This window comes from Arthrobacter globiformis NBRC 12137, from assembly GCF_000238915.1.
GTDB lineage: Bacteria > Actinomycetota > Actinomycetes > Actinomycetales > Micrococcaceae > Arthrobacter > Arthrobacter globiformis.
In genome coordinates this window covers 58,446-80,474 of sequence record NZ_BAEG01000113.1, presented here as the reverse complement: position 1 = coordinate 80,474, position 22,029 = coordinate 58,446, and the positions used below count along the sequence as shown (strand labels likewise).

The window sequence follows — 22,029 nt, the reverse complement described above, 5'->3', positions numbered from 1 at the left end:
ATTTTCAAGGACCACTAGCGCAGCATCGTGCTGGCTTTCAACTGGACGGCCAGTCCGCGGCGCCAGGTCCGTCGAACAACGCGCTGGTGCTGCTCCGGGGGACCACCACGTGGACGGCGTTGCGCTGGACGGTGAAATCGGCGGGCGTGCTGGTGGCGATCTCGCCGTCGAGGTTCACGCCCAGCGGCTGCTCGGTGACCAGCCGGACATGTCGGCTGGTCAGGTGGTACACCCGGTCGTGTTCGATGAAGCTTCCGTCCTTGAGCAACCGTGCGATCTTCACGTGCTCCCGGAGCGGCGCCGCCAAGATGCCGTAGATGTCAAGAGTGTGATCGTCTATCCCTGCGGTGGGGGAGACCGTGTTGCCGCCGCCGTAATGCCGGCCATTGCCGACGGCCACCTGAAGCAGGTTTTCGAGCTCCATCGGCTCGTGGTCCCCCTCGGGAAACTCGAGACGGGCCCGGAACGCCTTGTGCCCGGCATAAGCCCGCAGGGTGGCAATGCCGTAGGCCAGCGGTCCGATGTACCGCTTCAGGCGTGGGCTGAGAGCTTCGGTAACAGCCACCGACAGGCCCACGGACGCGACGTTGAGGAATGGCTCACCGTTCGCCCGGCCCAGGTCGATGTCCACCACCTTCCCGTCCGCGACGGCAGCGCACGCCTCGGACAGATTGTTGGGTATCTCCAGCGTGCGGGCGAAGTCGTTGGCGGTGCCCAGCGGAAGAACGCCGAGCACAACGTTGGTGCCGGCAACTCGCCCCGCGGCGTAGGACACGGTCCCGTCGCCGCCGCCGACAACCACCAGGTCGTGCCCGTCCGCAATCACTCGATCAAGCGTCCCGGCCAGATCGCCCCCGGACAGCACGTGGTGCACGGAGGAGATCGGCACGCCTGCCTTGCGCATCGTGTCCACCGCAAGTTCGTGCGCCGCACCTCGGCGTGATCCGGCGTTGATCACCACGGCGGCAGAGCGGGCGTCCCGAGCAGCCTTCATGGAGGACATGTTAGGTGCTGGACCTGTGAATTCTCCTAGCCCGCGGGCCGCTGGCTATGCGTCGGGATCGGCGTCACGTTTCGTCGGCCGGTAGCCGGCAAGTTCGGCGCGGATGTCGCCCTCCTCGTGCCCGCCCTTCTTCTTGCCGAACGGCAGCGCTTTGAGCAGCGGATGCACGATAGCCATGACGACGATGCCCCAGGCGAGTCCGATGACTGCCGAGCACAACGTGTTCACGAGCCAGGCTAGGAAGCCGCCCACCACCGCGATTCCTTCGACCGGGTGCTCGAGGACATGGACCAGGTCATACGGACCGTGCCAGCCGAGGTCATGGGCCCCCTGCAGCATGATGTGGCCGCCAACCCACAGCATGGCGATCGTTCCGATGAAGGTTATCCCGGCCAGCACGGCGGGCATCCCCTTGACGAGCAGCTCGCCGAAGCGCTGGGAGCCTGGGGAATCTTTAGCTGCCAGGTGCATCCCGATGTCGTCCATCTTGACGATGAGAGCGACGGCACCATACACGGCCACCGTAATCACGAGGGCCACGACCACCAGGATGATCGCCCGTGACAGCAAGGAATCCTGGGCCACCTCGTTCATCGAGATGACCATGATCTCGCAGGACAGGATGAAGTCGGTGGTGATGGCGCCCTTGACGACCTTGGCCTCGGCCTCCGGGCCGCGTTCAACCGCCGGCGCATCTTCCTCTGCCGTGTGGTGGCCGCGGAGCTTGTGCCAGACCTTTTCGGCGCCCTCGTAGCAAAGGTAGGTGCCGCCCAGCATGAGGATGAACGGGATGGCCCAGGGGACGAAGGCGCTGACGAGCAGCAGGGCCGGCAGGATGATCAGCAGCTTGTTCCGGAGCGATCCCCAGAAGATCTTCTTGATCATCGGCAGTTCGCGTGACGGGTCCGCGCCGGACACGTACTGCGGGGTGACGGCGGCGTCGTCGATCACCACGCCGGCGGCCTTGGCCCCCGCTTTGGCCGCTCCGGCAGCGACGTCGTCCACCGAGGCGGCCGCTATACGGGCAAGGGCTGCGACGTCATCCAGCAGGGCGACGAGACCGCCGCTCACAGATCGCCCCAGCGCTGCTCAAGGGTGGACGGCTGGGTGTGGCTGCCTATGTCGAGGCGTGTGATTGGCATGTTTGGAGTATATCGACGGCGGACATTAGCTAGCCCGTTACCGCCGCCTTTGCGGCCTGCATCCATTCGCTCAGCAGACGCTGACGGCTCGGAGAAAATGGCAGGCGGTCGAACCCTGCGTGAGGTCTCGGACAATGACCGTCGCGTCGCCCGGGCCCTGGATCGGGCCGTCAGCACGGTGGTGTTTTCACTTCCCGCGTTTCTTTCTGATCTCGATCGGAACCGTACCGGCCACGCTCGCCGGCCTGGCCATGATCGCGTTCCCGGTGGCGTTCTTAGTGGCCATTCTCGCGTCGGCGCTGCCGGCACTGTTCCCCACGGCCCACCGCTACTCTGCCATGGGCATCGCCTACAACTTTGCCTGACAGGCCGACGGTGATGTGAACGGTTTGCCGCCCTCCGCTGGGTCAAGGCCGCCGGGGTGACTGCCGGGGCACTAGACGCTAAGCCGCCAGCCCGCTCCGCACCTCCGCCATGTCCTGCGGAACCCGGGTGGCGGCCAGCCGCTTCGCCAGGTACCTGGCGTCCCGGCACACGCCGGGGAGGGTTTCCGATGCTGCCGCGTAGAGGAGGTCCTGCCCCAGCAGGTACAGGCCCGGCAGGGCATCCACAATGCCGCGGTGCTGCTGCTTCCGCCAGTCCGCGGGCAGCGCCGGGATGTCCAGCCACGGGTAGGCCTCGGTGGAGCCGGTGCACCAGATGACGTTTGCCACCGGAAGGCTCCGGCCGTCGTCGAGCACTCCTTCGCCGTCCTGGACGCCGGCGACCCGCGGCACCAGGTGGACGCCGGCGGCCCGGAGGTCCGCGGTCTTGGTGCGGATCAGCGGCCTGCCCATGCCGGCCAGCTTGGGCAGCACCCTGCGCCCAACAGGCGTGCTGTAGTTCAGCACGTGCATCCCGGCAAAGCGGACCATCGGGATGAGGAACCGGGCGGCGGTCCGGCCGTGCCGGAACGGGATCTCGCCGGTCGCCCTGCCGGCCAGCCAGGTTTCATGCGTGCGGCTGGTCTCCAGGGCGATCTCCGCCCCGGAGTTGCCCGCCCCCACCAGCAGGACCGGGCCGGGCTGGAGCTGGGCGGGGTTCCTGTAGTGGTGGGAGTGGAGCTGGACGACGTCGGAGGGCAGTTCCGCCGCAAAGCCCGGCGTCTTGGGCAGGTGGCAGGCGCCGGTGGCGAGGACAACGTTCGCCGCCGTCCAGCGCTGCGCGCCGGCGGTGACCTCGAACCGGTGCCCGTCGTGGGTCAGCCGGGTGACGGCGGTGCTGGGCCGGACCGGCAGGTGGAACCTGGCGGCATAGTCCTCCAGGTAGTCCGCCTGCTCGTCCTTGGTGGGAAAGGCGAGCCGGTCGCCGGGGAAGGGCCGGCCGGGCAGGCCGTTGTACTTGGCGGGGGTGAAGAGGCGCAGCGAATCCCAGCGGTTCCGCCACCCGTCGCCAACCCGGGTGCCGCCGTCGAGAATCACAAAGTTCCGGTGCTGCTGCGCCAGGTAGTAGCCCAGCGCCAGGCCGGCCTGTCCGGCGCCGATGATGACGGTGTCGACGGCGGCAGTTCCGCCGGTCCCGACGGCGTCAGTTGCTGGGGTGGTGTTCATGGTGGTGCCTCCTTGGTGATGCAGGTGCGGTTGGGTTGTTGTGAACGCTGAAGCGCAGGTACCAAATGAGCAGCAGCGCGGAGGCGGCGACGTAGAAGCAGTGCAGCAGCCAGATCGGCCCCAGCGGGAGGCTGAAGACGTACACGGAGTGGACTGCGTTGGCGACGTTGCTCAGCGTGAGGTAGCCGAGGCTGTAGGAGTCGAGGTCCCTGGTGTGCAGGGCCTTGAGCAGCATGGGCAGGTAGCTCATCGCGAAGAGGACGGTGGACACCGTTCCTGCGAGCACTGAAACGTTCATGCCACTAACGCTATTTTCCGGCGCGGCGCGGCGAATCGGGCGAATCACCCATTTCCGGAGCTGACTCCGGCGGGCGGGGAATGGGTAATTTCATGCAGGGGAGAGGTCAGGCGAGTCCATGCCGGTAGGCGTACGCCGTGGCCGCGGAGCGGGAGGTCAGGCCCAGCTTGGTGAAGATGTTGCTCAGGTGCCGGGCCACCGTTTTCTCGCTGATGAACAGCTCGACGGCGATGTCCCGGTTGCTCAGTCCGTCGGCGACAAGCCGGATCACCTCAGTTTCGCGGGCGGTGAGCGGCCCGGCGTCGGGGGAGTGGCCGGCGTCGTTCCCGGAGGCTGGCACCGGGACTGTCCGGGCGTCCGGTCCAGCCGGAACCGGTTGCTCCGGCAGCGGCTGTTCCAGCGCCGAAAGCGCCGGCGCGGCGCCCAGCTCGGAAAAAACTGCCCGGGCCGCCTCGCGCTCCAGCCGGGCGGATTCCTCGTCGCCCAGCGCGGCGCAGAGGCTGGCCAGAAGGGCGCGGCAGCGGGCCGCTTCGAACGGCGCGTCGAGGCCGAGCCAGCGGGACCGCGCGCGGCGCAGCAGGACCATGGCAGCCTGCGGGTCGCCTTCCTGGAACAGGACGGCGGCCTCGGACTGCTCGGCGAGGGCGTGCAGCATGGGCATGTCGATCGAGGCGCAGAGCGAGGCCAGTTCCTCCACGGCAGACCGTGCGGCCGGTACGTCGCCTGCGGCCAGTTCGATCTCCACGCCGGCGGCAAGCATCAGGCGCCGGTAGTCGAGGCCCGCGCCGTCCATGGCCTGCCGGAGCAGGGTCCGGGCCTGATCCGGCCTGCCCTGCGCCAGGCGGAGGAGCGCCAGCCCGGGCTGCGGCGGGAAGCCGGTCTCCTGGGCCTTCAGGTAGGCGGCCTCGGCGGGGTCGAAGTCGCCCCGGAGCCGGTGGATTTCGGCCTCCTGGTAGAACCCGCCGTAGGTGGCCATCCGGTCGCCTAGGAAGGCGAGGTCCTGCGCGGCTTTGGCCGCGTCGAGTGCCTCTGCCCAGGCGCCGTGCAGCCGGTACAGCTCGGCCCGGTGCATCTGGCACTGGCCGCTGAAGAACACCAGGTTCTGTTGCGCGTTGCACCACCGGTCCAGCGCCCGGGTCCACTCGTGGGCGCGGTGCAGGTCGAAGGCCAGGTGGCAGGTTTCGATCACTGCGCAGTAGATGATTCCGGCGGGGACGGGGGAGATCTCCCCGACGGTGACGGCCACCATGGCTTCGTCCAGCAGGGCCAGGCCGTCGTCGAGCTGGCCCAGCAGGATCTTGGCCTGCCCGAGGCCCAGGGTGCCGAGGGCCGCCGAGTCGGCGTCGCCACGTTCCCGCCCGAGGTCGGCGGCCCGGGTGAAGGCTTCCGCGGCGGCGGCGCCGTCGCCTTGGTAGAGGGAGTTCAGTCCGGCGGGGACGGACAGCAGGCCCTCGAAGGGGCACGGCTCGGGCACGTCCTCGACGATCCGGCGGGCGCGGGCGAACCAGCCGGCGCCGCGGGCGGGTTCGCCCAGCAGGACGAGGTTCATCCCAATCCAGAAGGCGCAGCGGCCGGCGGCGGAGTAGTCGCCGTCAGCGAGGTACTTCAGGTGCGCCCGGGCCAGGATGTCCACACCTTCGGAGCCCCGGCCGGTGAGGATGACGGAGGTGGCCAGCTGTTCCAGGTCGCCGGCCGGAAGTTCGATGTCCTGGTCGGCGGCGGTGTACTGCCCGATGGCGTCCGGCCAGCGCCGTGCGGCGTAGGCTTCCCGGCCCTGTGCGAGTGTGGACATCGCGGCTTCCGTTTCCGGTGGCGGGTCTGAGCCTGGGGCGCATGCCGGACCCGGCACCCTCGGATCCGGTGGTGGGCGCGGCCCGTCATCTGTTTTTCAGGCTACCGCCGGGGTTGAGAGGGCGGCAAGGTGCGGGGGAGAGGCTGCCGCCGGCCTCCGCCGTCCGGAAATCGAAAATTGCAGGCGAGGCCGCGACGTCGGCCCACTTCGGATCTGATGGGAGGCCGACGGCGGGCTGACGGTTCGCGGTGTCCACTCAGTTAGCCCTCCGTCCGAGGGTCTATTAAGCAGCCCATTGACTGTGGCCCCCGTGCGCCTACGATGAGCCGCATCAGAACATTTCAAGGAGGAGATGTGTGATGTCACGTGCTGAAGTAGAGCAGATCGACGACCGCGGAATGGCGGCCTGGGACCAGCATGACACGGCGGCGTTCGCCGGCCTGCTGGCCGATGATTTCACCTTTGAGGACGTCATGGCGCCCGAGCCGTTCCGCACCCGGGAGCAGGTGAAGGCTTACATGGACGCCTGGTTCGAGGCGTTCCCGGACATGCACGCCAGAACCACCAGAAGGGTGGTCAGCGACGACGAGGTGGCGGCGGAAATCGAATTCACCGGTACTAACACCGGACCGCTGCACATGGGGGACAAGGAAATCCCTGCCACGGGCAAGTCAGTGGTCGGGTCCGGGACGTACTTTGCGTCCGTCAGGGACGGAAAGATCGTCTCCTTCCGGGCCCATCCGGACGTCGCCTCCATGATGGGGCAGCTCGGGCTGATGCCCGGAATGTAAGCCGGTGACGCGGATCTGAACAAAGGGGGCCGACGCCGGCCTCCTTTTCAGTGCCCGACCGACGGTTCCGCGGTTGCAGCTTGATATTGGACGTTAAACGAAGCTAGGCCCCCGGTGGTGCACCGGGGGCCTAACGTTTTCCTTGGGAGTATTACTTGACGGCTACGAAAACCTTGTCGGCCACCATGCCCGGCCTAACTGCAAGGACGCCCTTGCCAGCAGTAGCGGTCGGCACCTCGATGGCGATATTGCCCGTTGCGGTGCCGCCCTTATAGAGCGTGCTCGAAGTATCGAAGGCCTTCGGCGCGACGACTGACTTGTCGAGTCGATTGACGGTCGTCCCATTCGCCGTGACGTAGTCGACCGAAACGAAAGCAGGCATCTGGCCGTCAGCGTCATCGCCGACATAAGTAGCGGAGTAATTGATCAGGGCGTACTCGGACCCCTTAGCGGGCGCCTCGTTGAATTGGTTAGCCGCAACTACCGATTCCGTAGCAGCGAGCTTGACGGAGTTGATCACGACGCGCCAGTCGTCAGACTCAATGACGGAGCCTATTGGATACGGGTTTTCACGGGTTCCGGCGTTGGCGGCAGGATCTTCCTTTGCCGCTGCCTGGTCCTTCGCTCCTGCGTCCCCAGAGGGCGGAGCGACTGTGGTATCGCCGCTGCCGAAAGCGTTGTCAAACGACGTCGCGACGACGGAAGAGAAGACGACAAACCCGACGATCGTGCCCACGATCGAGACGATCAGAGCGGTGACGCCAGTCCACTTGGCCTTGCGTTTAATAAAGAGCGAAACGATAGCCAAAACGAATGCGATCGGCAGCAGTACCCAACCGACGATCAGGGCACCGGGCATGCAGGCGAAGATGAACCCTATCGCCGCCGCGATAAGCGCGATCAACCCGACGACATTCGATTGTTTCTTCGGTTTTCTTGGCCGGGGCGCGCTTGCCTCTAGTGGCGCACCATAATTCGGTGGTGCGGGAGGTGATTGCTGTGGCTGATGGGGGGAAGTCTGCACTGAGCTTGCCCCCGGAAGCTCTGGTGTTGTCATTGCTTAACTATGACAGAAATGCCGGGACTTCAGCACCTTATGCTCCTGCATTTGTACCAATTATTAAGGGTGATAGTTGATTTGCGTCAACTGCATCAAGAACAGCTCAAGTGTTTCGCAGATTTAACGCATTAGTGACGATGATTTCGCTCTTGGACGTAACCAATTTAGCAAAGCAAAAGGCGGGATGAATTTCCGGGCTTTTTCTTTTGACGGAGTCGAAGTACGAGACACCAGTGAATTCTGCTGCCCCACGCCCTCGCAATCTCCTTTGCCGGTTTGGATGCGGGTCGTGCGCAGCAACCTGAGGATGACTCCAGCCGCTGAGGGTGGCTGCTCAGGCTTGCTGCAGTGCTTGGAGCGCCGTCGCCCCTGTGCTGCGAACGTGAGTCACGCAGTCCCGCGAACGCTGGCGGGAAGGTGACGGGCGGGATCGAAGACGTCAAAGGATGACGTTCCGATCAGGAAGATGCCCCGCTGGGGGGACCCAGAAATCGCCCAGCCTGGTCTGGACGTGCAAGGGCCGCAGGCTGCCCAGGTCCTCACCGTCCACGGTGGCAGAGTTTCGGAAGACGAGCCACATCCGGCGCGGCTTCGCACGGAAGCCCTGCCTGTTGGGGACGTTGCCTGTCAGTCCGAGCCGTCCCGCCCGCAGCACCGGTCCCACGGCGGCGCCCATGATTCTGAGGAATGTCCTGCTCTCCAGGAGGGGAGCGGGCAGCGCGCCGACTACTGCCGACATCGCCGGGTGATGGCGGTTGTCCCCATCTCGAGCTCCCAGGTCAGGTCCACGTCACCGCCGACGGCCACCCTGAGCGTGGTGCCGCCCGTCCACGCAACGGTGACGGGGCACTGCACAGCGTCCTGCAGGGCGGCGGCCAAAGTACCGGGCGCAGGAAAGTTCGGCCGGGGCATCGGCGTAGATGGTCCAGGAGACTGAGGTCCGGCGCAACCACACCGACGTGTAGTCGGGGCCAACACTTGGTCACGGGAAAACGTCGCATGGCCAGCACATATGGCCGGAACTGAAGGACAGCCCCATGACGCCGTACCCCGAGAACTGCTCGTCGGCTCCGAGCCCAAGTTTGGCGTTTTGTTCAGCTTCGAGGACCTGGGCTCGGATGCTCTTCATGCCTGCTGCCTCCACCTTCCACGGTGGCGCTGAGTCTACGCTCGGCCGGTCGGAGCCACAGTGGATCGTCCGGGCAACCTTCCACGTGCCGGGGCGCCTGAACTGATAGGTATTTGGCAAGACCTATCAGTGCTGGGACACCGGCTCCTTGAGCTCCGGCTCTGACCATCCGCGCTCCTTGGGGCCTGGCGGATAAGCGTGTCGCCTGCCCGCCAGCGTAATGACAAGGGCGACGGCGACCGGCAGCGCCGCGGCGACGGGCACCGTGAGTGGGCCAGCGAGTACCAGAACCGCGGAACCGTAGAGGGCTCCGATGGTGATGCCGACCTGGATGGTCAGGACCGTGAGGCCGTTGGCCGCGTCCCTGTCCTCGCGCCCGGCGCGCAGGATGGCGGCCTGGTTGTAGATGCCGATCGCGCCGATGCCCGCGCCCCAGACTGTCATGAGAATCATGGCGCCGGGCAGCGTTCTGCCGCCGAGCGGGAGGAGGATCATTGCAACGGCGATGGCCGCCGTCGTGATGATCAGTGAGCGGCGGGGGCGGGAGTCAACGGTGATACCGGCGATCCAGATGCCGATGAGGCCGGAGGCGCCGAGGACGGTGAGGGAGAGGCTGATGGCGTAGTCGGGCAGGCCGGCTTCGCGGATGAACGGCGCGATGTAGGTGAAGAGCGCGAAGTGTGCCAGGACCAGCAGCGGCCAGGCGACGGCCACGGATTTCACGCCGGGCTGTGCGATGGCCTTGCGCATCGAGGGGCGGACGGCGTCGGGGACCCGGCGGACCTGTGGAAGCATCCAGACGGCAAGACCCGTAAGGAGCAGGCTGAAGCCGGCCTGGAAGAGGAAGGCGGCACGCCAGCCGAGGAACGCACCGAGCGCGGTGCCCACGGGCGCACCGATAGCCATGCCCAGGCTGTTGCCGCTGAAGACGATGGCCAGGGCCTTCCCGACTTTGTCGGCCGGGACTACCCGGGAAACGAACGGTGCGACGGTGGTCCAGAGCAGGCCGTGCGCCAGCCCGCCGACGAGCCGTCCGCCCATGGCAGCTGTGAAATTGGGTGCGAGGCCGACGAGGACGTTGCTCAGCGCGAAGGTGAGGACGAGCGAGATGAGCAGGGTCTTCCGCGGAACCCTGGCCAGCAGCCGGGCGGCCGGGATCACGGTGACCACGATGACGGCGGCGTACGCTGCGGCGAGGTAGCCGGCAACGGCCTCGGAGATGTTCAGGCCTTCACTGATCTGCGGCAGCAGGCCGGAGGGCATGAGTTCGGTGGTGATGGCTGTGAATGTGATAGTGGCAAGGACCAGCATCGCGGCGAGCGGGAAGCGCTTGGGCGCTGGCAGGGGCAGGGCGGAAGACATGGGAGAGCGGATCCATTCGAAGGGGAGAAGCGGAAAGGGACGTCGCTGGCCCGGAAGTTCCGACAAAAAAGTTACCGGATTTATTCTGCGTGGGGCAGGGTCTGCCAGACCCTGTTAGGGAGCACTCCGTGTACGGCACCTCACGGGAGCAGTTACAAAAATTGCATAGCCCTGCGAGTTTTTTTTGTAAGGGCTGCAGTTGTCCGTACCCGGGGATACATTGCAGCCATGACCAATGAAGTGAAGCCTGCAAGGAAGCGGGAAGCCGTCCGTAATTGCCCGGTGTGCCGCCACGAGTCGTCGCGGATCGCATACGGCATGATGCCGTCCGACGCAGGGGCCGAGCATCCGAAGACGGAGTTCGCGGGGTGTTGCGTGACGTGGAGGAAAGGATCTATCCCGCCAGGCAAGGTGGAGATCGGGGTGCCGGAGTGGGCGTGCTAGAACCCGGAGTGCCGGCACCGCTGCCGGTGAGGATCAGTATCCTGCCGAGGACACGCATGGGGTCCGCCACGACCTGGGGTGTGACGCATAGGATCTGTTTGGGGCAGAGTGGTTGCACGATTGTACGTTGGTGTATCCGCATATCTTGTCCGTCGCCAATTGTTCTCTGCTCGTAGAAGGATTCCACCGATGCTCGAGTCCAAAGAATCGTCCGGGTCGCTCCGTCCCAAGGCTCGATTAGTGCACACTCTGGGAAGCGAACTTATCAGCAGCGAGGATGTGGCACTCGTGGAGCTGGTAAAGAATGCCTACGATGCGGACGCGACGCAGGTCACGATTCGATTTAATGGCCCGCTGAAATCAGGTACAGGTTCGATCGAGGTGTGGGATAACGGTCATGGGATGACTGCTGACACCGTACGCAAAGTGTGGTTGGATATAGCAACTCCGTATCGCAAGGAAGTCATTACTAGTGAGAGCGGTAATCGACGCGTCCTCGGTGAAAAAGGGATTGGCCGTCTAGCAGCCTCCAGGATTGCGGAGCATTCTGTCATCACCACGCGTCGTACCGATGGAACCGAAACTACTTTCCGCATCGACTGGGGGCAGTTTCACCGCGATCTCTACTTAGATGAAATAGAGGTGGCGGTTGTTGAAGAGCAACCTAAAGTCTTTGTTTCTCACGGAGAGGCGTCAGTAGTTCAAGGAGAATCTTTGACGGAGTCTGGAACTGTCGTTAAGATGGAGAGGCTCCTTCGAGACTGGCAGTACACTGATATCGCTAATCTTCGTCTGATGCTCGAGCGAATGATCCCGCCGCTTCCCGAGGGCGTCATCGATTCGGATCTACAGGCTGTTTTCAGTGTTGAGTTGATCGTTCCTGACGAGATTTCCGAGCTTGGGGGCTCGGTTTCGCCCAGCGATATATTGATGCTTCCTGACTACAAGATGGCTGGTAACGTCAGCAGTGATGGTATTGCTCATCTGACCTATATTGAGCGGCGCACTGGTGCCGTCGAAGAGATAACCATAAATCTGCGAGTTTCTGATGATTTGGGGGATGCCACTCGTCTTCCTAGTTGCGGACCACTAACAATTGACTTCCGTGCTTGGGATCTTGACCGCGAAGCGTTTGAAGCGATAAAGCCGGAGTTGAGTCAATCAAACATCGGAATTCGTGATTATAGGAACCAAATAAAGGATCACGCCGGTCTCGCACTGTTCCGCGACGGATTTCGAGTGCAACCTTTTGGTGAACGTGGATATGACTGGCTAAATCTTGACTTGCGACGCGTCAACAGCCCCTCCTTGCGCCTGTCGAACAACCAGGTTAGCGGGTTTATTTTCTTGACTGCTGATCTAAATCCTGGGCTTAGAGATAGATCCCATCGGGAAGGTTTAATTGACACTCCCGAATATGAGGATTTGAAGCAGGTTTCTCTGCAGATTTTGGCCGAGATGGAGAGCCGTCGGTATAAATTCAGGAAGAGGCTCGGATCCGGCCGTGAACGTCGAAGCCCTGGAAGCGGTCTATTTGAGAAGTTCGACCTGTCGGGTCTGGAGGCGCTTGCTGCCTCTCGTAAAGCTGACAAGGAACTTGTCGCGGCCATTACGGAGACAGCTAAAGAGGTCCGCGCCGCAACTTCCGATCTACAAGAGATTCTTCTACAGTTCGCGAAATCTGCGACCCTGTCCACGCTCGTTGACATGGTGTTGCACGAGGGTCGGACTGGGTTGATGGACGTTGATAATGGTGTCCGTAAACTAAACATCGTACGGCAGCGTTTAGATACATTTGACTTGCCCGAGGTAGAAAGACGAATTGGGGATAGTCTTGATTCCCTAGGGAACGGACGTGCTCTAGTCGGTAGTTTGTTTGATCGTCTAAGTCCGCTAGCTGGCCGTAAGCGCGGGCGACCGCAAAAGGTTCAATTGTCGAGCCTCACGAACCCTGTTAGCCAGATATTTGCTGCTGAGCTTGCTCGACAATATACGACTCTCTCCGTTGAAGTTGACGATGCCACAGTAAGCGTTGAGCCGATAGAGTTTCAGCACATTCTCATCAATCTGGTGAGTAATGCCATGTATTGGGTTCGCCAGCGTCCTGACTCAAAAAGGAAAATCTCGATACGCGCCGGTCGAGATGACGGCGGATCGATAGTCATTTATGTCAACGACTCTGGGCCGGGTGTTCCGGAGGATAAAAAGGATCTCATTTTCGACGCTTATGTGTCCACCCGTGAAGGTGGTATGGGGCTCGGCCTCTCCATAGTCCATACTATTGCTGTGGAATACTACGGTGGTGCCGTAAGTGTCGATGATGACGGGGCGTTGCCCGGGGCGAATTTTCGTGTTGTTCTGAAGAAGCGAGTTAGCTGATGTCGGTGAAGTTTAGAGTTCTGGTCGTAGATGATGAGCCCAAAGCTCACGACACTGTGGCGACGGTGATTGATGAGGAGTTTTACGATGACATCATTGTGGAGCTGACGCATCTTGACTCTTTTGATGAAGCGGAAAGTTTGCTTGGGTCGCCAGCATCGCAATTTGATTTGGTCGTTCTTGACGTTATGGATAACGGGCCCCTCGGTGCCAATAGTGTTAGGACGAAGGGGACTGATTTATATTCTAGAATCCGCAAAATCCGATGGGTGCCCGTGATTTTCTTTACTGCGATCAAGGAAGATCTAGGATTTGAGAGTGAGCCTCCGCTTAGGACCATTTTAGGCAAAGACGAGTCAAGCGAGTTGGGCGCTGCAATCCGCAGGGCACTCGAGTCCAACGCCGCAGGCACTGCCCGGGAACTGGTGGAGACGCTGGATCGAGAGACCCGTATGTTCCTAGACCGGAACGTCGCGCCCCACTGGGACGCGTATACGCAGCACGAGCCAGAGTCGCTTCGTCGTTTGCTTGTCAGTAGACTTGCGGCGTGGCTTCGTGACTGGGAAACGTCATCGACAGCGCAACTTGAAGCAATTAGTGAGCATGTTCCCTCTGCCTCCTTCTACCTTGTACCCCCTGTAGGGAAATCTTGGCGTGCCGGCACCATACTGCGTGATCCTGCTGGTGACTACTGGATAGTCCTAACGCCGTCTTGCGACCTTGTGCTCGGCAGAAACGCCGACGGTAGAGGCGGTCCCAAGGCAGCTCGCATACTCCTGGCACGTTTGGTCCCAGTCGACGGCCATGGCTCCGTCGCAAAGGCCTTGCAGGATGGCCCAGTTAGCAACAACGTGCGCGGCCCTGCTGTCCAGATACTAAGAAATCGAAATGATTTCCGGTGGTTCTATTTGCCAGAGTTCTTGGGTGTGCCGGACAGGCTCGTGGACTTGGAACATCTAGTCACTCATGAGTACGACGCTGTTTCTGCCTGGGAACGCATCGCTGACCTTGATTCTCCGTTCGCGGAGGAGTTATTGGCGCGGCAGAGTCATTGGAGGGGCCGCATCGGTACGCCCGAGCTAGGCTTGGACGATTCTGCTCTTCTCGATGGGCTTCGTGCTCGGGTCAGATTCCAGGCCTCAACTGAAAGTGCCTCAAACTAACTTTCATTTGCCGGCACTGGATACAGGCAGGGCTGAGCATGAAAATCTAGTAAACCTGCGAGGGCCTAAGCTCGTCTGTGGTAAGGATGAAATCTGCCGTTCTTCCAGTGTCGTGAACGGCATCAGCGTGATCCGTTATCGCTTCAGCCGACTCCGCCCCCGAGGTCCCTACCGTCCCGGTTCCTGACGTTCGGTGATGGCAAGCCAGCGCTCAGCGTAGTGTCTGAGAGCCCGAAGTCTTTCGCAATCTGCGCCAGTGGCGCCTGGCCCTTAGGGCACATTCCATCCTGGCGGAACTCCGCCTCATACAGCGTGGGCATGGTCAACGTCCTTCCACGAGCACAAGCTCGCACTCCAAAACCTCAACGCTCGACTCGAGGATGGGTTCTAGGGTGCGGCAGACCGCGCCATCGCTTTGCACGCTCCCTGTTCGGCGAGTTCTGCCCGGACGGGCGCTGAAGCGCGGCATTGTGTCTCCGCTGGGTAGTGCAGCTAACATCTGACAGAGTTCGGTAAATCACACATTAGGAATATGGGGTTAGGTATGGGGGCACCGGAGTACTCCGACGCAGACGTCGAGAGGATGGCGGACACAGTGGCCGCACTAGTAGCAGGCGGCATGACACTTCAGGGGGCGCAGACCGCCTTGGCGTACGCGCCCGGCGAATTAGTTCATGCCGGTCGGTTGCTCTACGAGAACCGACTGAACCTCATCAAAGACTTTCCCGACCCCGAAATCTTGGCGGAAAAGGAGCGGAGAGCCGGCTTTTGGTATTCCGGTCCTCGCAACGATGATGTGGTCTGGCCGACGCTGAAATCCAGGCTGCTTGAGGAACTGCCTGAGGCTGCCGTTGACGGCGTGGACGCGGCGTCCTCCAAGGTGATTGGTCTAGGCAGTCCTCCGGGCAAGGAGTCCATCAAAACCAGGGGGCTTGTGCTTGGCTACGTTCAGAGTGGCAAGACGACGAACTTCATGTCTGTTGTTGCGAAGGCTGCCGATGTGGGGTATCGGCTCATCATTGTTCTCACTGGAACAACCGAAAACCTGCGAACGCAGACGCAGGACAGGATCAACGACTACTTGATCAAACCCTGCAATTCCATCTGGAACCCCTTGACTTCAGTCGACCTGGACTTCAGTATGACCACCCCTGCCGATGCCATTCTCAGCAATACGTCCATGCGATCGATTGCTGTTGTCAAGAAGAATCCCGCCAGGCTTCGGCGCCTCCACAAGTGGATCAAGACGGCATCCGTGACTACGCGTCAAAATTGTCCGATTCTGATCATCGACGACGAGGCTGACCAAGCGTCCATCGACGTAGGAACAAAGCGTCAATCGACAATTAATGGTCTAATCCGCGACCTCCTATCAAACCCGAAGGCGGCATACATAGCCTATACGGCGACGCCTTTCGCGAATCTTCTTATCGATCCCAGCGTCGAGCATGACCTTTACCCGCGCGACTTCATCGTGGATCTGCCCCGTCCCGATAACTATTTCGGTGCGGAAAGAATCTTCGGTCAGCTTGAAGGGGAGAGTCTCGAGGATTCCGTGGATGATGGCTTGGATGTGGTCCGGTTGATTTCCGAGTCGGAGGTTGACGGCGTTCGTCCGCCGAGGAACAAGACCCTTCTGGAACAGTGGTCCCCTGAGGTGCCCGATGCAATGGATGCTGCAATCCGCTGGTTCCTTCTGGCCACCGCGGCCCGGCGCCTTCGCGCTGGAAAAGTTGCGCACTCTTCCATGCTCATCCACACGTCCATGTTGGCAGGAGCCCATGAGAAGACGGCGGAAGCTGTCGTCGACCATTTGGACGGGCTTAGGGCGGGGCTGGTCAACGAGGCCCCAGCGGCCTTCGACATATTTCGCGACCTTTGGGACTCCGAGTCGGCACGTGTGACTGCAGACTCATTTGGCAATCAGCCAATCGCATTTGATGATCTGATGCCGCATCTTATCGAGACAGCTCGCGCGTCTAAAGTCATTGTGGACAACTATCAGTCCAACGACCGATTGGAATACGACAAGGACCACCCTCAGACCGCCATCGTCATCGGCGGCAACACACTCTCCCGTGGACTGACGCTGGAAGGCCTGACGTCGAGCTACTTTGTTCGGGCTTCATCGGCTTACGACACGCTACTCCAGATGGGACGCTGGTTTGGGTACCGAGTCGGCTACGAAGACCTAATCCGTATATGGATGAGTTCTGAGCTGAAGAGTTGGTTCTTCATGCTGTCAGTTGTTGAAGCAGAAATTCGCGCCGAGATCCAAGTCTACGAGGCCGAGGGCAAAACGCCTGCGGAACTCCCGGTCAAAATCCGTACGCATCCTCAAATGTCGGTGACGTCTGCCGCCAAAATGCGTTCCGCTGTCAAAGCGCAAGTAAGTTATTCGGGACGACGTGTGCAGACAATCATGTTCAAAGAAGACGATCAAGGGTGGTTGAAAGAAAATATAACCGCAACCAAAACCCTATTCGAGCGGCTTATTAGCGAAGGCCACGACGAAAACGAACTCGATGCCTCTCGACGCGGATTCCGAGACGTTTCGGCCGACCATATTCTGAACCTCTTGGCGAGCTACCAGGTCCACGAAGCGGCGAAATCCATCGACAAGGACGCCATCCGCCGCTACATCGAAAAAGAACGAGCCGAGGGTGATCTGAAACGCTGGGATGTTGTGCTCATGGAGCCTTACAACGGCGAGGAGGAGCTGGACCTCGGACTCAAGGGGAAAGTGCGGCTTTTGCGCCGCAAAAAGATGTACATCCCCAGCGACGATGGGACGGCTAATCTGAAGGCGATTGCATCAACATCTGACCGCGTCGCTGACCTTGGAGTGGACTTGGATTTCCTCCGCAAGTCGCTGAACCTAAAGTCCACAGATAAAATTACAGACCGGCAGCTGCTGCAATTCCGCCAACTGCGGCAGACGGAACGAACGGGCCTTCTGTGCATATACCCCATCGGCAAGGAGTCGGACCCCGATCCCGGCAAATCCGCCCAAGGACCCGTGGAGAACCGGCGCGTTCCGCTGTCCGCAGCGGCCGATGTGATTGGGCTCTGTTTCATGTTTCCTGACTCACGCAATCCCCGATCAGCTGTTGACTACATCGCAGCCAAGGTCGACGCCGAATATCTCGAGGCCCTGGAAGAGGAATTGGAAGCAGCCGATAAATTGGACGAAGCGAAGGCTGCTGAAGACGAACTGGTCACCGCATGAGGGAGTCGTCGGCTTCGGTGTTCGATTTCTTGGCCAAAGACGTATCGGCTGCTGGAAGCTTCCATTCCCGGAAGACTGGCGTTCTTGCGGCAGACGGCGAGGTACTTTGCGCCGTGGATGCCAGTGGGCGGCCAACGGTACTCGTCCCGTTGGGGACGCTAAAAGACGGTCCGCTGGACTGGCATAGTAGATCTTTGTCCATGCAGACGCTCGAGCTCACAGTTGATGGCATCCAGCAGCCCTATGTGATCCTCAGATGCATCGACGCAAAGCTGCACCACCAATTCGGGCTGCTGGCAGACGATGTTCTGGAGGCGGTAGAACTCGATCCCGGAAAGGCGTCAGCCGCCATATCAGTAACCCTTGAACGATGGAGAAGTCTCTTCGAGACGGATAGGGGAGCCCTCCTCGGACCTGCACAGCTGGCAGGAATTATGGCAGAGCTCATCGTCCTTCAGCAGCTGGTTGAATGCCACGGATCACAGGCGTTGTCGTCTTGGCAGGGCCCCGAAGGGAACCGTCACGATTTCGTGTTCGCTGATTGTTCGGTTGAAGTAAAGGCCACAACCAACCACAACAACATGGTGGTGACCATCCATGGTGGCCGTCAATTAGCTGCACCGAACCAAGGGGAGCTGTACCTTCGCGCTCTTCAACTAGAGCGTACTCCGAACGGAACGTCCGTTCCTGGCAAGGTACGCCAGTTGGTAGAACTAGGAGTTTCCCGTCTAGGACTTCTGACAGCGCTTGGCGGGGCACGCTATTCGGACGCTGATTCGTCGGTATACGAGGAATTCAAGTATTCAACTCTGTCTGACAGTTCGTTCCTGGTAGACGACACCTTCCCCCGCATTACCGCTGAAACCCTACGTCCGACAGGAACAATCGAACGGCTTGGCGACATTTCTTACTCAATCGATTTGGGCCACATGACGAAGGCCAACTTGGATTTGTCGCACGTCACGCTGGCCAACGGCGGGCAGGAATGACGCTGTCGTTGTATAGGCAGCAGTACGGTGCAGACGGAGGTTTGGATGCGCGGTCCGCGGATAACGCCATCGGGCGTACCTCACTTGGACTATGGGATCTTGTACTGCGGGAGTCTTTACAGAACAGCTGGGATGCCAGGGCCGACAGAAACGGCCACATCTCTTATTATGTAGATGAATATGAAATGTCGAAGGACCAAACTCGCATTTTGACTAAGGATGTCTTTGGAGAGCTTCCTCCGCATTGTAGATCAAGTCATCTGAGCAACCACGTTTTTGGCAATCGAATTCGCGTTTTGGTTATTTCCGATTCAGGTACGCGCGGCTTGGGAGGCCCCATCCGGGCCGATGTTTCGGGAACTCCAGGAGAGCGTCGAGACTTCGTGGATTTCGTTCGAAACCTTGGCCGTTCAACTTCCAAAGGCCTCGAGGGCGGAACTTATGGTCTTGGCAAGGGTGTCCTGTACAGGGCCAGCCAAGTAGGTCTTTGCCTCGTCTATTCCCAAGCGCACTGTGGCGGTGCCATTGAACCACGCCTGATCGGTGTTTCCGGAGGTGACGGCGACTACGACGACGGCAAGAGCCGTTACACGGGGCGAAACTGGTGGGGAGTGCCCGGCGCTGACGGGATTGTGGATCCGCTCGTGGGTCCGAGTGCTCGCGCGCTAGCCGAAAGCCTGGGCATGCGCATCCCAGCCCGTGAAGACACCGGTACGAGCATCATGGTGATCGCGCCGGAGTTTGCGGGCGTCCAGAACGGGCGTGACCGAGTAGCGACAATTTCGGAAGCCGCTTTAAAATGGGCGTGGCCGCACGCTTTGGATCTTGGAAAAGGTCCGAATATTCAGTTTGGATTCACGGCAGACGGCGCCTCATTGCCCAGCCCACAGCCGTTAGACCATCCCGTCTACCGCGAGTTTGCCTCGGCCTACGTCGAAGGACGCAAGCGGATTCTTTCTCCCGACTACGAGAGCAACTGGCAGACGACGTTTACGCCCATTCAGAGCAAGAGGCCTAAACGTCACTTGGGTCTGTTAACTCATCGTGTCAGCCACACTCCCTTGGCTACGGGATCTGAACTTGAGAACTCAGTGGCCCTTCTGCGAGATCCGAGAATGGTTGTGAAATACCTTCCTGTCGCCTCCCAGCCGAACGCGGTTCCAATCTTTGGCGTGTTCATTTCGGCTCCTGATATGAACACGACATTTGCAAAATCGGAACCCGTAACTCATGACGACTGGGTGTATCAGAAGGCTGCCGCCGAAAAGGGTGCACCAAACCCGGTGCGAATTTCCTTGGACAATATTCGGGAAACCTTTCGAAATCTTGCCGCACAAGGCGCAAAGCCCGGCAACGGAGTTGCCACTAAGGGCGCTTCCCGTGTGGCGGCAGCGTTGGGCAACCTGTTGTCCGGCTTCGCGGGAACGGGCGCTGAAGAGCAACCGCCTACGGTTCCAAGTGGTCCTGGGACAAGGCGACCGAGAAAGGCCTCGGTGCGTCAAGTTGCCCAAGCGTCCCTTGACCTCTTGGATGGAGCCATGGTCGCGAAGTACACCTTCGCTCTGAGCGGGGGGCGGCCGGGAAATTCCTTGGCGGTTAGAGTCGCTGCACGCGTTGTGACTGAGTCAGGAGGGAACGAAGCGGAGCGCCCAGTAAATGCTGAGATTCCTCGTTTCGCTGGCTGGGTATCATCCTCGGGTCAACTGTCGTCCCAAGAGGTCATGACCGTTCCGGTGCCCTATGATGACGAGATTACCGCCATATTCACACAGCCTTCTGACGCTGCCATCCGCGTCACAGCTGTGGTAGAGGAGCTCGAAATTGCAGGCAATTAGCCTAGGGCACCTAACCCTGCCAGTCGACGACGTATCTACGCTTGCATGGGAGGTTTCTGCCGGTGATACACCGCTAGCCGATGGCGAATCCTCGGCAGAAGACTGGACCTATTACGACGACATCTACGTCAAGTGTTCTTTCGAGCTTGATCTTGAAACAACATTGAAGCGCCTAAGACTTTCGGCTAATGCGCGCCTTGGCGCCGTCATCATCGCGCGTCCAACAGGCACACCGCTCATCATTACGTCGGACGTTCGCGATGTGCGGAGTGGCCGGCAGCAAATCTATCTGACTGTACCAGGCAGCCAGATTTCAGGGGCCTTGTGGCTTGAGTTCCAGATCTCGCTGCTAGACGCTGATCATAGTGACAGCCCTTTCGCACCAAAGAGGCTTGGAAACACGGTATTTAGGGTCGAACGGAAAATCACCTTGGAAGGTGTAGCGCCGAGGCTTCCAATGCTGCCAGTCAGCTTCGCTGACCACGGCATTGTAAGCTCCGATAGCTCCCTTTGGTGGCTTCGACTCACAACGCGTGATCTGGCGGCCAGCGCCTCGGCAGCCATTTGGCTGTGGCTGAATGTGGACAACTCATCCATTTCCAGAATGCTGGAAGACGCAGATTCGACGGAATCAGAGATATGGCTACGGTTTCTCGAAATTGACTTCATGCGTCAGCTGCTTCGGGAAGCGCTCAGTAACGATGAGTTGAGCCTCCAGATTGCATATCCGGAGGAATCACTCGGACATGTCCTGAGTAGTGTGATCCGGCTTCTGGGCGATTCCCTGGACCAAGTTCAGCAGCGGTATCAAGAAGATCCGGGACGGCTCGAAGCAGAACTGCAAGCGAAGGTTGGTGGAAAGTAGTATGGGGGAGCCGCAACTACTGCTTTGTTATCCCCGTATGCCGTTATATGAAGCATCACTGGCATGGGAACAGCTGCGTTCGCAGAGTTTGTCGGAGATTGGTGCCTCGATAGATCTGACGAAAATTCAGGCGCAGTACTACCCGCTTGCGCGGCAGCGCGCTGCTGCAGTGGAGCTCATGAGCCTTAGATCGAAGATTCATGGTATAGCCGAAGAATACGGCTTCCCGTCACATGTAAGCAGCAAAGTCCTAGTCGAGTTCGACCGAAGCGTCGGTCCGGAGATCCACGCCCAGATGGCAATCCTCCCCGCAGACGCGTCGTCGATCGATGTATGGAATTTCATCAATACGGCGGTGGTGCCAGACGTGGTTCTGTGGCGTTATGGAAGATTCAACAGTCAGAACAAGAAGTGGAGCATTTCCGAAGAACGCTTGTTTGACATGACCAGGACAACCATTGGACGACTGTGGTGGCGAGTCCATCTCTTGGGAGTGGAGCTGGCAGGCAAGCTAGGCGAAGACGAGGTTGTCAACTTGCTGGAGAAGCCGCGCATAGGCGGCTACCCGCTGCTCTCTCGAGCCCTAGGAAATCGATTGTTAGCGTTTGCATCCGAATCCAACATGAGCCGACGGATGGTACTTTTCCGAGACGTCACCAAACGACTACTGCGCAGGATGGCAATCCAGTCCGTCTTCGTAATGACACCTGAACAAATAGACGAGTTCGTCGCGTCGCTATTTTTGGAGTCTGCAGAGGCCCTCGACTTGCCGGGCAAGGCAACGCCGTCCGCGAAGAGAGCCCAAGAGAAAAGTGACCAAGAGAAGGCATTCGCAACGGACTGGCCAATCTTCTGATGAAGCAGTTGAACACAGCGCTTCCCGCCCCTCAGAGCAGGAACTCTGGACTCCGGCCAGGCCTCAAACCGCGCGGTTTACCAACTCTGTAGTGGACCAACCG

19 protein-coding genes and 1 pseudogene are annotated in these 22,029 nt (G+C 60.4%); 9 read left to right on the top strand and 11 right to left on the bottom strand.

Annotated features, from left to right (window positions below):
• Nucleotides 1-37 precede the first annotated feature (37 nt).
• Nucleotides 38-994, bottom strand: a complete 957-nt coding sequence (locus ARGLB_RS21140) for a lipid kinase (RefSeq protein ID WP_003806168.1) — start codon at nucleotides 992-994, stop codon at nucleotides 38-40.
• A 54-nt stretch (nucleotides 995-1,048) separates the two neighbouring features.
• Nucleotides 1,049-2,074, bottom strand: coding sequence for a DUF808 domain-containing protein (locus tag ARGLB_RS21135; protein ID WP_003806167.1), 1,026 nt, complete (start codon nucleotides 2,072-2,074; stop codon nucleotides 1,049-1,051).
• Between the two features lie 205 nt (nucleotides 2,075-2,279).
• Between ARGLB_RS21135 and ARGLB_RS21130 the strand changes: the two genes are divergently transcribed.
• Nucleotides 2,280-2,510, top strand: a complete 231-nt coding sequence (locus ARGLB_RS21130; RefSeq protein ID WP_003806166.1) for a hypothetical protein — start codon at nucleotides 2,280-2,282, stop codon at nucleotides 2,508-2,510.
• A 78-nt stretch (nucleotides 2,511-2,588) separates the two neighbouring features.
• Here the strand turns inward: ARGLB_RS21130 and ARGLB_RS21125 are convergent, their stop codons facing one another.
• The 3 genes from ARGLB_RS21125 to ARGLB_RS24240 form a co-directional block, all read right to left on the bottom strand.
• A complete protein-coding gene (locus ARGLB_RS21125; RefSeq protein ID WP_003806165.1) occupies nucleotides 2,589-3,734 on the bottom strand; it encodes a flavin-containing monooxygenase in 1,146 nt (381 codons plus the stop codon).
• Nucleotides 3,712-4,032 carry a hypothetical protein gene (locus ARGLB_RS21120; RefSeq protein WP_003806164.1) on the bottom strand — a complete coding sequence of 107 codons (321 nt, stop codon included), beginning with the start codon at nucleotides 4,030-4,032 and terminating at the stop codon, nucleotides 3,712-3,714. The genes ARGLB_RS21125 and ARGLB_RS21120 overlap by 23 nt, the downstream gene beginning before the upstream one ends.
• A 106-nt stretch (nucleotides 4,033-4,138) precedes the next feature.
• Nucleotides 4,139-5,824 (bottom strand): helix-turn-helix transcriptional regulator, encoded by a 1,686-nt coding sequence (locus tag ARGLB_RS24240; protein WP_003806163.1) that lies wholly within the window; start codon nucleotides 5,822-5,824, stop codon nucleotides 4,139-4,141.
• 359 nt (nucleotides 5,825-6,183) lie between these two features.
• On the opposite strand from ARGLB_RS24240, the gene ARGLB_RS22550 reads away from it, so the two are divergent.
• Nucleotides 6,184-6,615 (top strand): ester cyclase, encoded by a 432-nt coding sequence (locus ARGLB_RS22550; RefSeq protein ID WP_050934445.1) that lies wholly within the window; start codon nucleotides 6,184-6,186, stop codon nucleotides 6,613-6,615.
• 151 nt (nucleotides 6,616-6,766) lie between these two features.
• On the opposite strand, the gene ARGLB_RS21105 is transcribed toward ARGLB_RS22550, so the two are convergent.
• The 5 genes from ARGLB_RS21105 to ARGLB_RS21095 all read right to left on the bottom strand — a co-directional run bounded on the left by ARGLB_RS21105 (nucleotide 6,767) and on the right by ARGLB_RS21095 (nucleotide 10,166).
• Entirely contained in the window at nucleotides 6,767-7,672 is a 906-nt protein-coding gene (locus tag ARGLB_RS21105) for a hypothetical protein (RefSeq protein ID WP_245531585.1), read from the bottom strand.
• Nucleotides 7,673-8,114: 442 nt separating this feature from the next.
• Nucleotides 8,115-8,414: a hypothetical protein gene (locus ARGLB_RS24235; protein ID WP_245531584.1), complete on the bottom strand. Its 300-nt coding sequence runs from the start codon at nucleotides 8,412-8,414 to the stop codon at nucleotides 8,115-8,117.
• Nucleotides 8,402-8,587, bottom strand: a complete 186-nt coding sequence (locus ARGLB_RS24230) for a hypothetical protein (protein WP_245531583.1) — start codon at nucleotides 8,585-8,587, stop codon at nucleotides 8,402-8,404. Before ARGLB_RS24230 ends, ARGLB_RS24235 begins: the two co-directional genes overlap by 13 nt.
• Nucleotides 8,588-8,657: 70 nt before the next feature.
• Nucleotides 8,658-8,804, bottom strand: a complete 147-nt coding sequence (locus tag ARGLB_RS24225) for a hypothetical protein (protein ID WP_245531582.1) — start codon at nucleotides 8,802-8,804, stop codon at nucleotides 8,658-8,660.
• Nucleotides 8,805-8,930: 126 nt separating this feature from the next.
• Entirely contained in the window at nucleotides 8,931-10,166 is a 1,236-nt protein-coding gene (locus tag ARGLB_RS21095) for an MFS transporter (RefSeq protein WP_003806158.1), read from the bottom strand.
• Between the two features lie 633 nt (nucleotides 10,167-10,799).
• Here ARGLB_RS21095 and ARGLB_RS21090 point away from each other — a divergent pair.
• Together ARGLB_RS21090 and ARGLB_RS21085 are read left to right on the top strand one after the other, a co-directional pair.
• Nucleotides 10,800-12,989 carry a sensor histidine kinase gene (locus ARGLB_RS21090; RefSeq protein ID WP_003806157.1) on the top strand — a complete coding sequence of 730 codons (2,190 nt, stop codon included), beginning with the start codon at nucleotides 10,800-10,802 and terminating at the stop codon, nucleotides 12,987-12,989.
• Complete coding sequence (locus ARGLB_RS21085) at nucleotides 12,989-14,152, top strand: response regulator transcription factor (RefSeq protein WP_003806156.1); 1,164 nt, start codon at nucleotides 12,989-12,991, stop codon at nucleotides 14,150-14,152. The genes ARGLB_RS21090 and ARGLB_RS21085 overlap by 1 nt, the downstream gene beginning before the upstream one ends.
• Nucleotides 14,153-14,326: 174 nt before the next feature.
• Here the strand turns inward: ARGLB_RS21085 and ARGLB_RS23425 are convergent.
• A pseudogene (locus tag ARGLB_RS23425) lies at nucleotides 14,327-14,472 on the bottom strand (transposase); the annotation flags it as partial.
• Between the two features lie 275 nt (nucleotides 14,473-14,747).
• Here ARGLB_RS23425 and ARGLB_RS21075 point away from each other — a divergent pair.
• From ARGLB_RS21075 to ARGLB_RS21060, 5 genes are read left to right on the top strand one after another with little or no spacing between them, the layout of a single operon-like run.
• On the top strand, nucleotides 14,748-17,381 hold the full coding sequence (locus tag ARGLB_RS21075) for a Z1 domain-containing protein (protein WP_217491557.1): 2,634 nt from the start codon (nucleotides 14,748-14,750) through the stop codon (nucleotides 17,379-17,381).
• Nucleotides 17,378-18,370 carry a PD-(D/E)XK motif protein gene (locus ARGLB_RS21070; protein WP_003806153.1) on the top strand — a complete coding sequence of 331 codons (993 nt, stop codon included), beginning with the start codon at nucleotides 17,378-17,380 and terminating at the stop codon, nucleotides 18,368-18,370. The genes ARGLB_RS21075 and ARGLB_RS21070 overlap by 4 nt, the downstream gene beginning before the upstream one ends.
• Nucleotides 18,367-20,205 carry a hypothetical protein gene (locus tag ARGLB_RS23420; protein ID WP_139023439.1) on the top strand — a complete coding sequence of 613 codons (1,839 nt, stop codon included), beginning with the start codon at nucleotides 18,367-18,369 and terminating at the stop codon, nucleotides 20,203-20,205. The genes ARGLB_RS21070 and ARGLB_RS23420 overlap by 4 nt, the downstream gene beginning before the upstream one ends.
• A complete protein-coding gene (locus ARGLB_RS21065; RefSeq protein WP_003806151.1) occupies nucleotides 20,192-21,070 on the top strand; it encodes a hypothetical protein in 879 nt (292 codons plus the stop codon). Before ARGLB_RS23420 ends, ARGLB_RS21065 begins: the two co-directional genes overlap by 14 nt.
• A gap of 1 nt (nucleotide 21,071) precedes the next feature.
• Nucleotides 21,072-21,926: a DUF6339 family protein gene (locus tag ARGLB_RS21060; RefSeq protein ID WP_003806150.1), complete on the top strand. Its 855-nt coding sequence runs from the start codon at nucleotides 21,072-21,074 to the stop codon at nucleotides 21,924-21,926.
• Nucleotides 21,927-22,029: the final 103 nt, after the last annotated feature.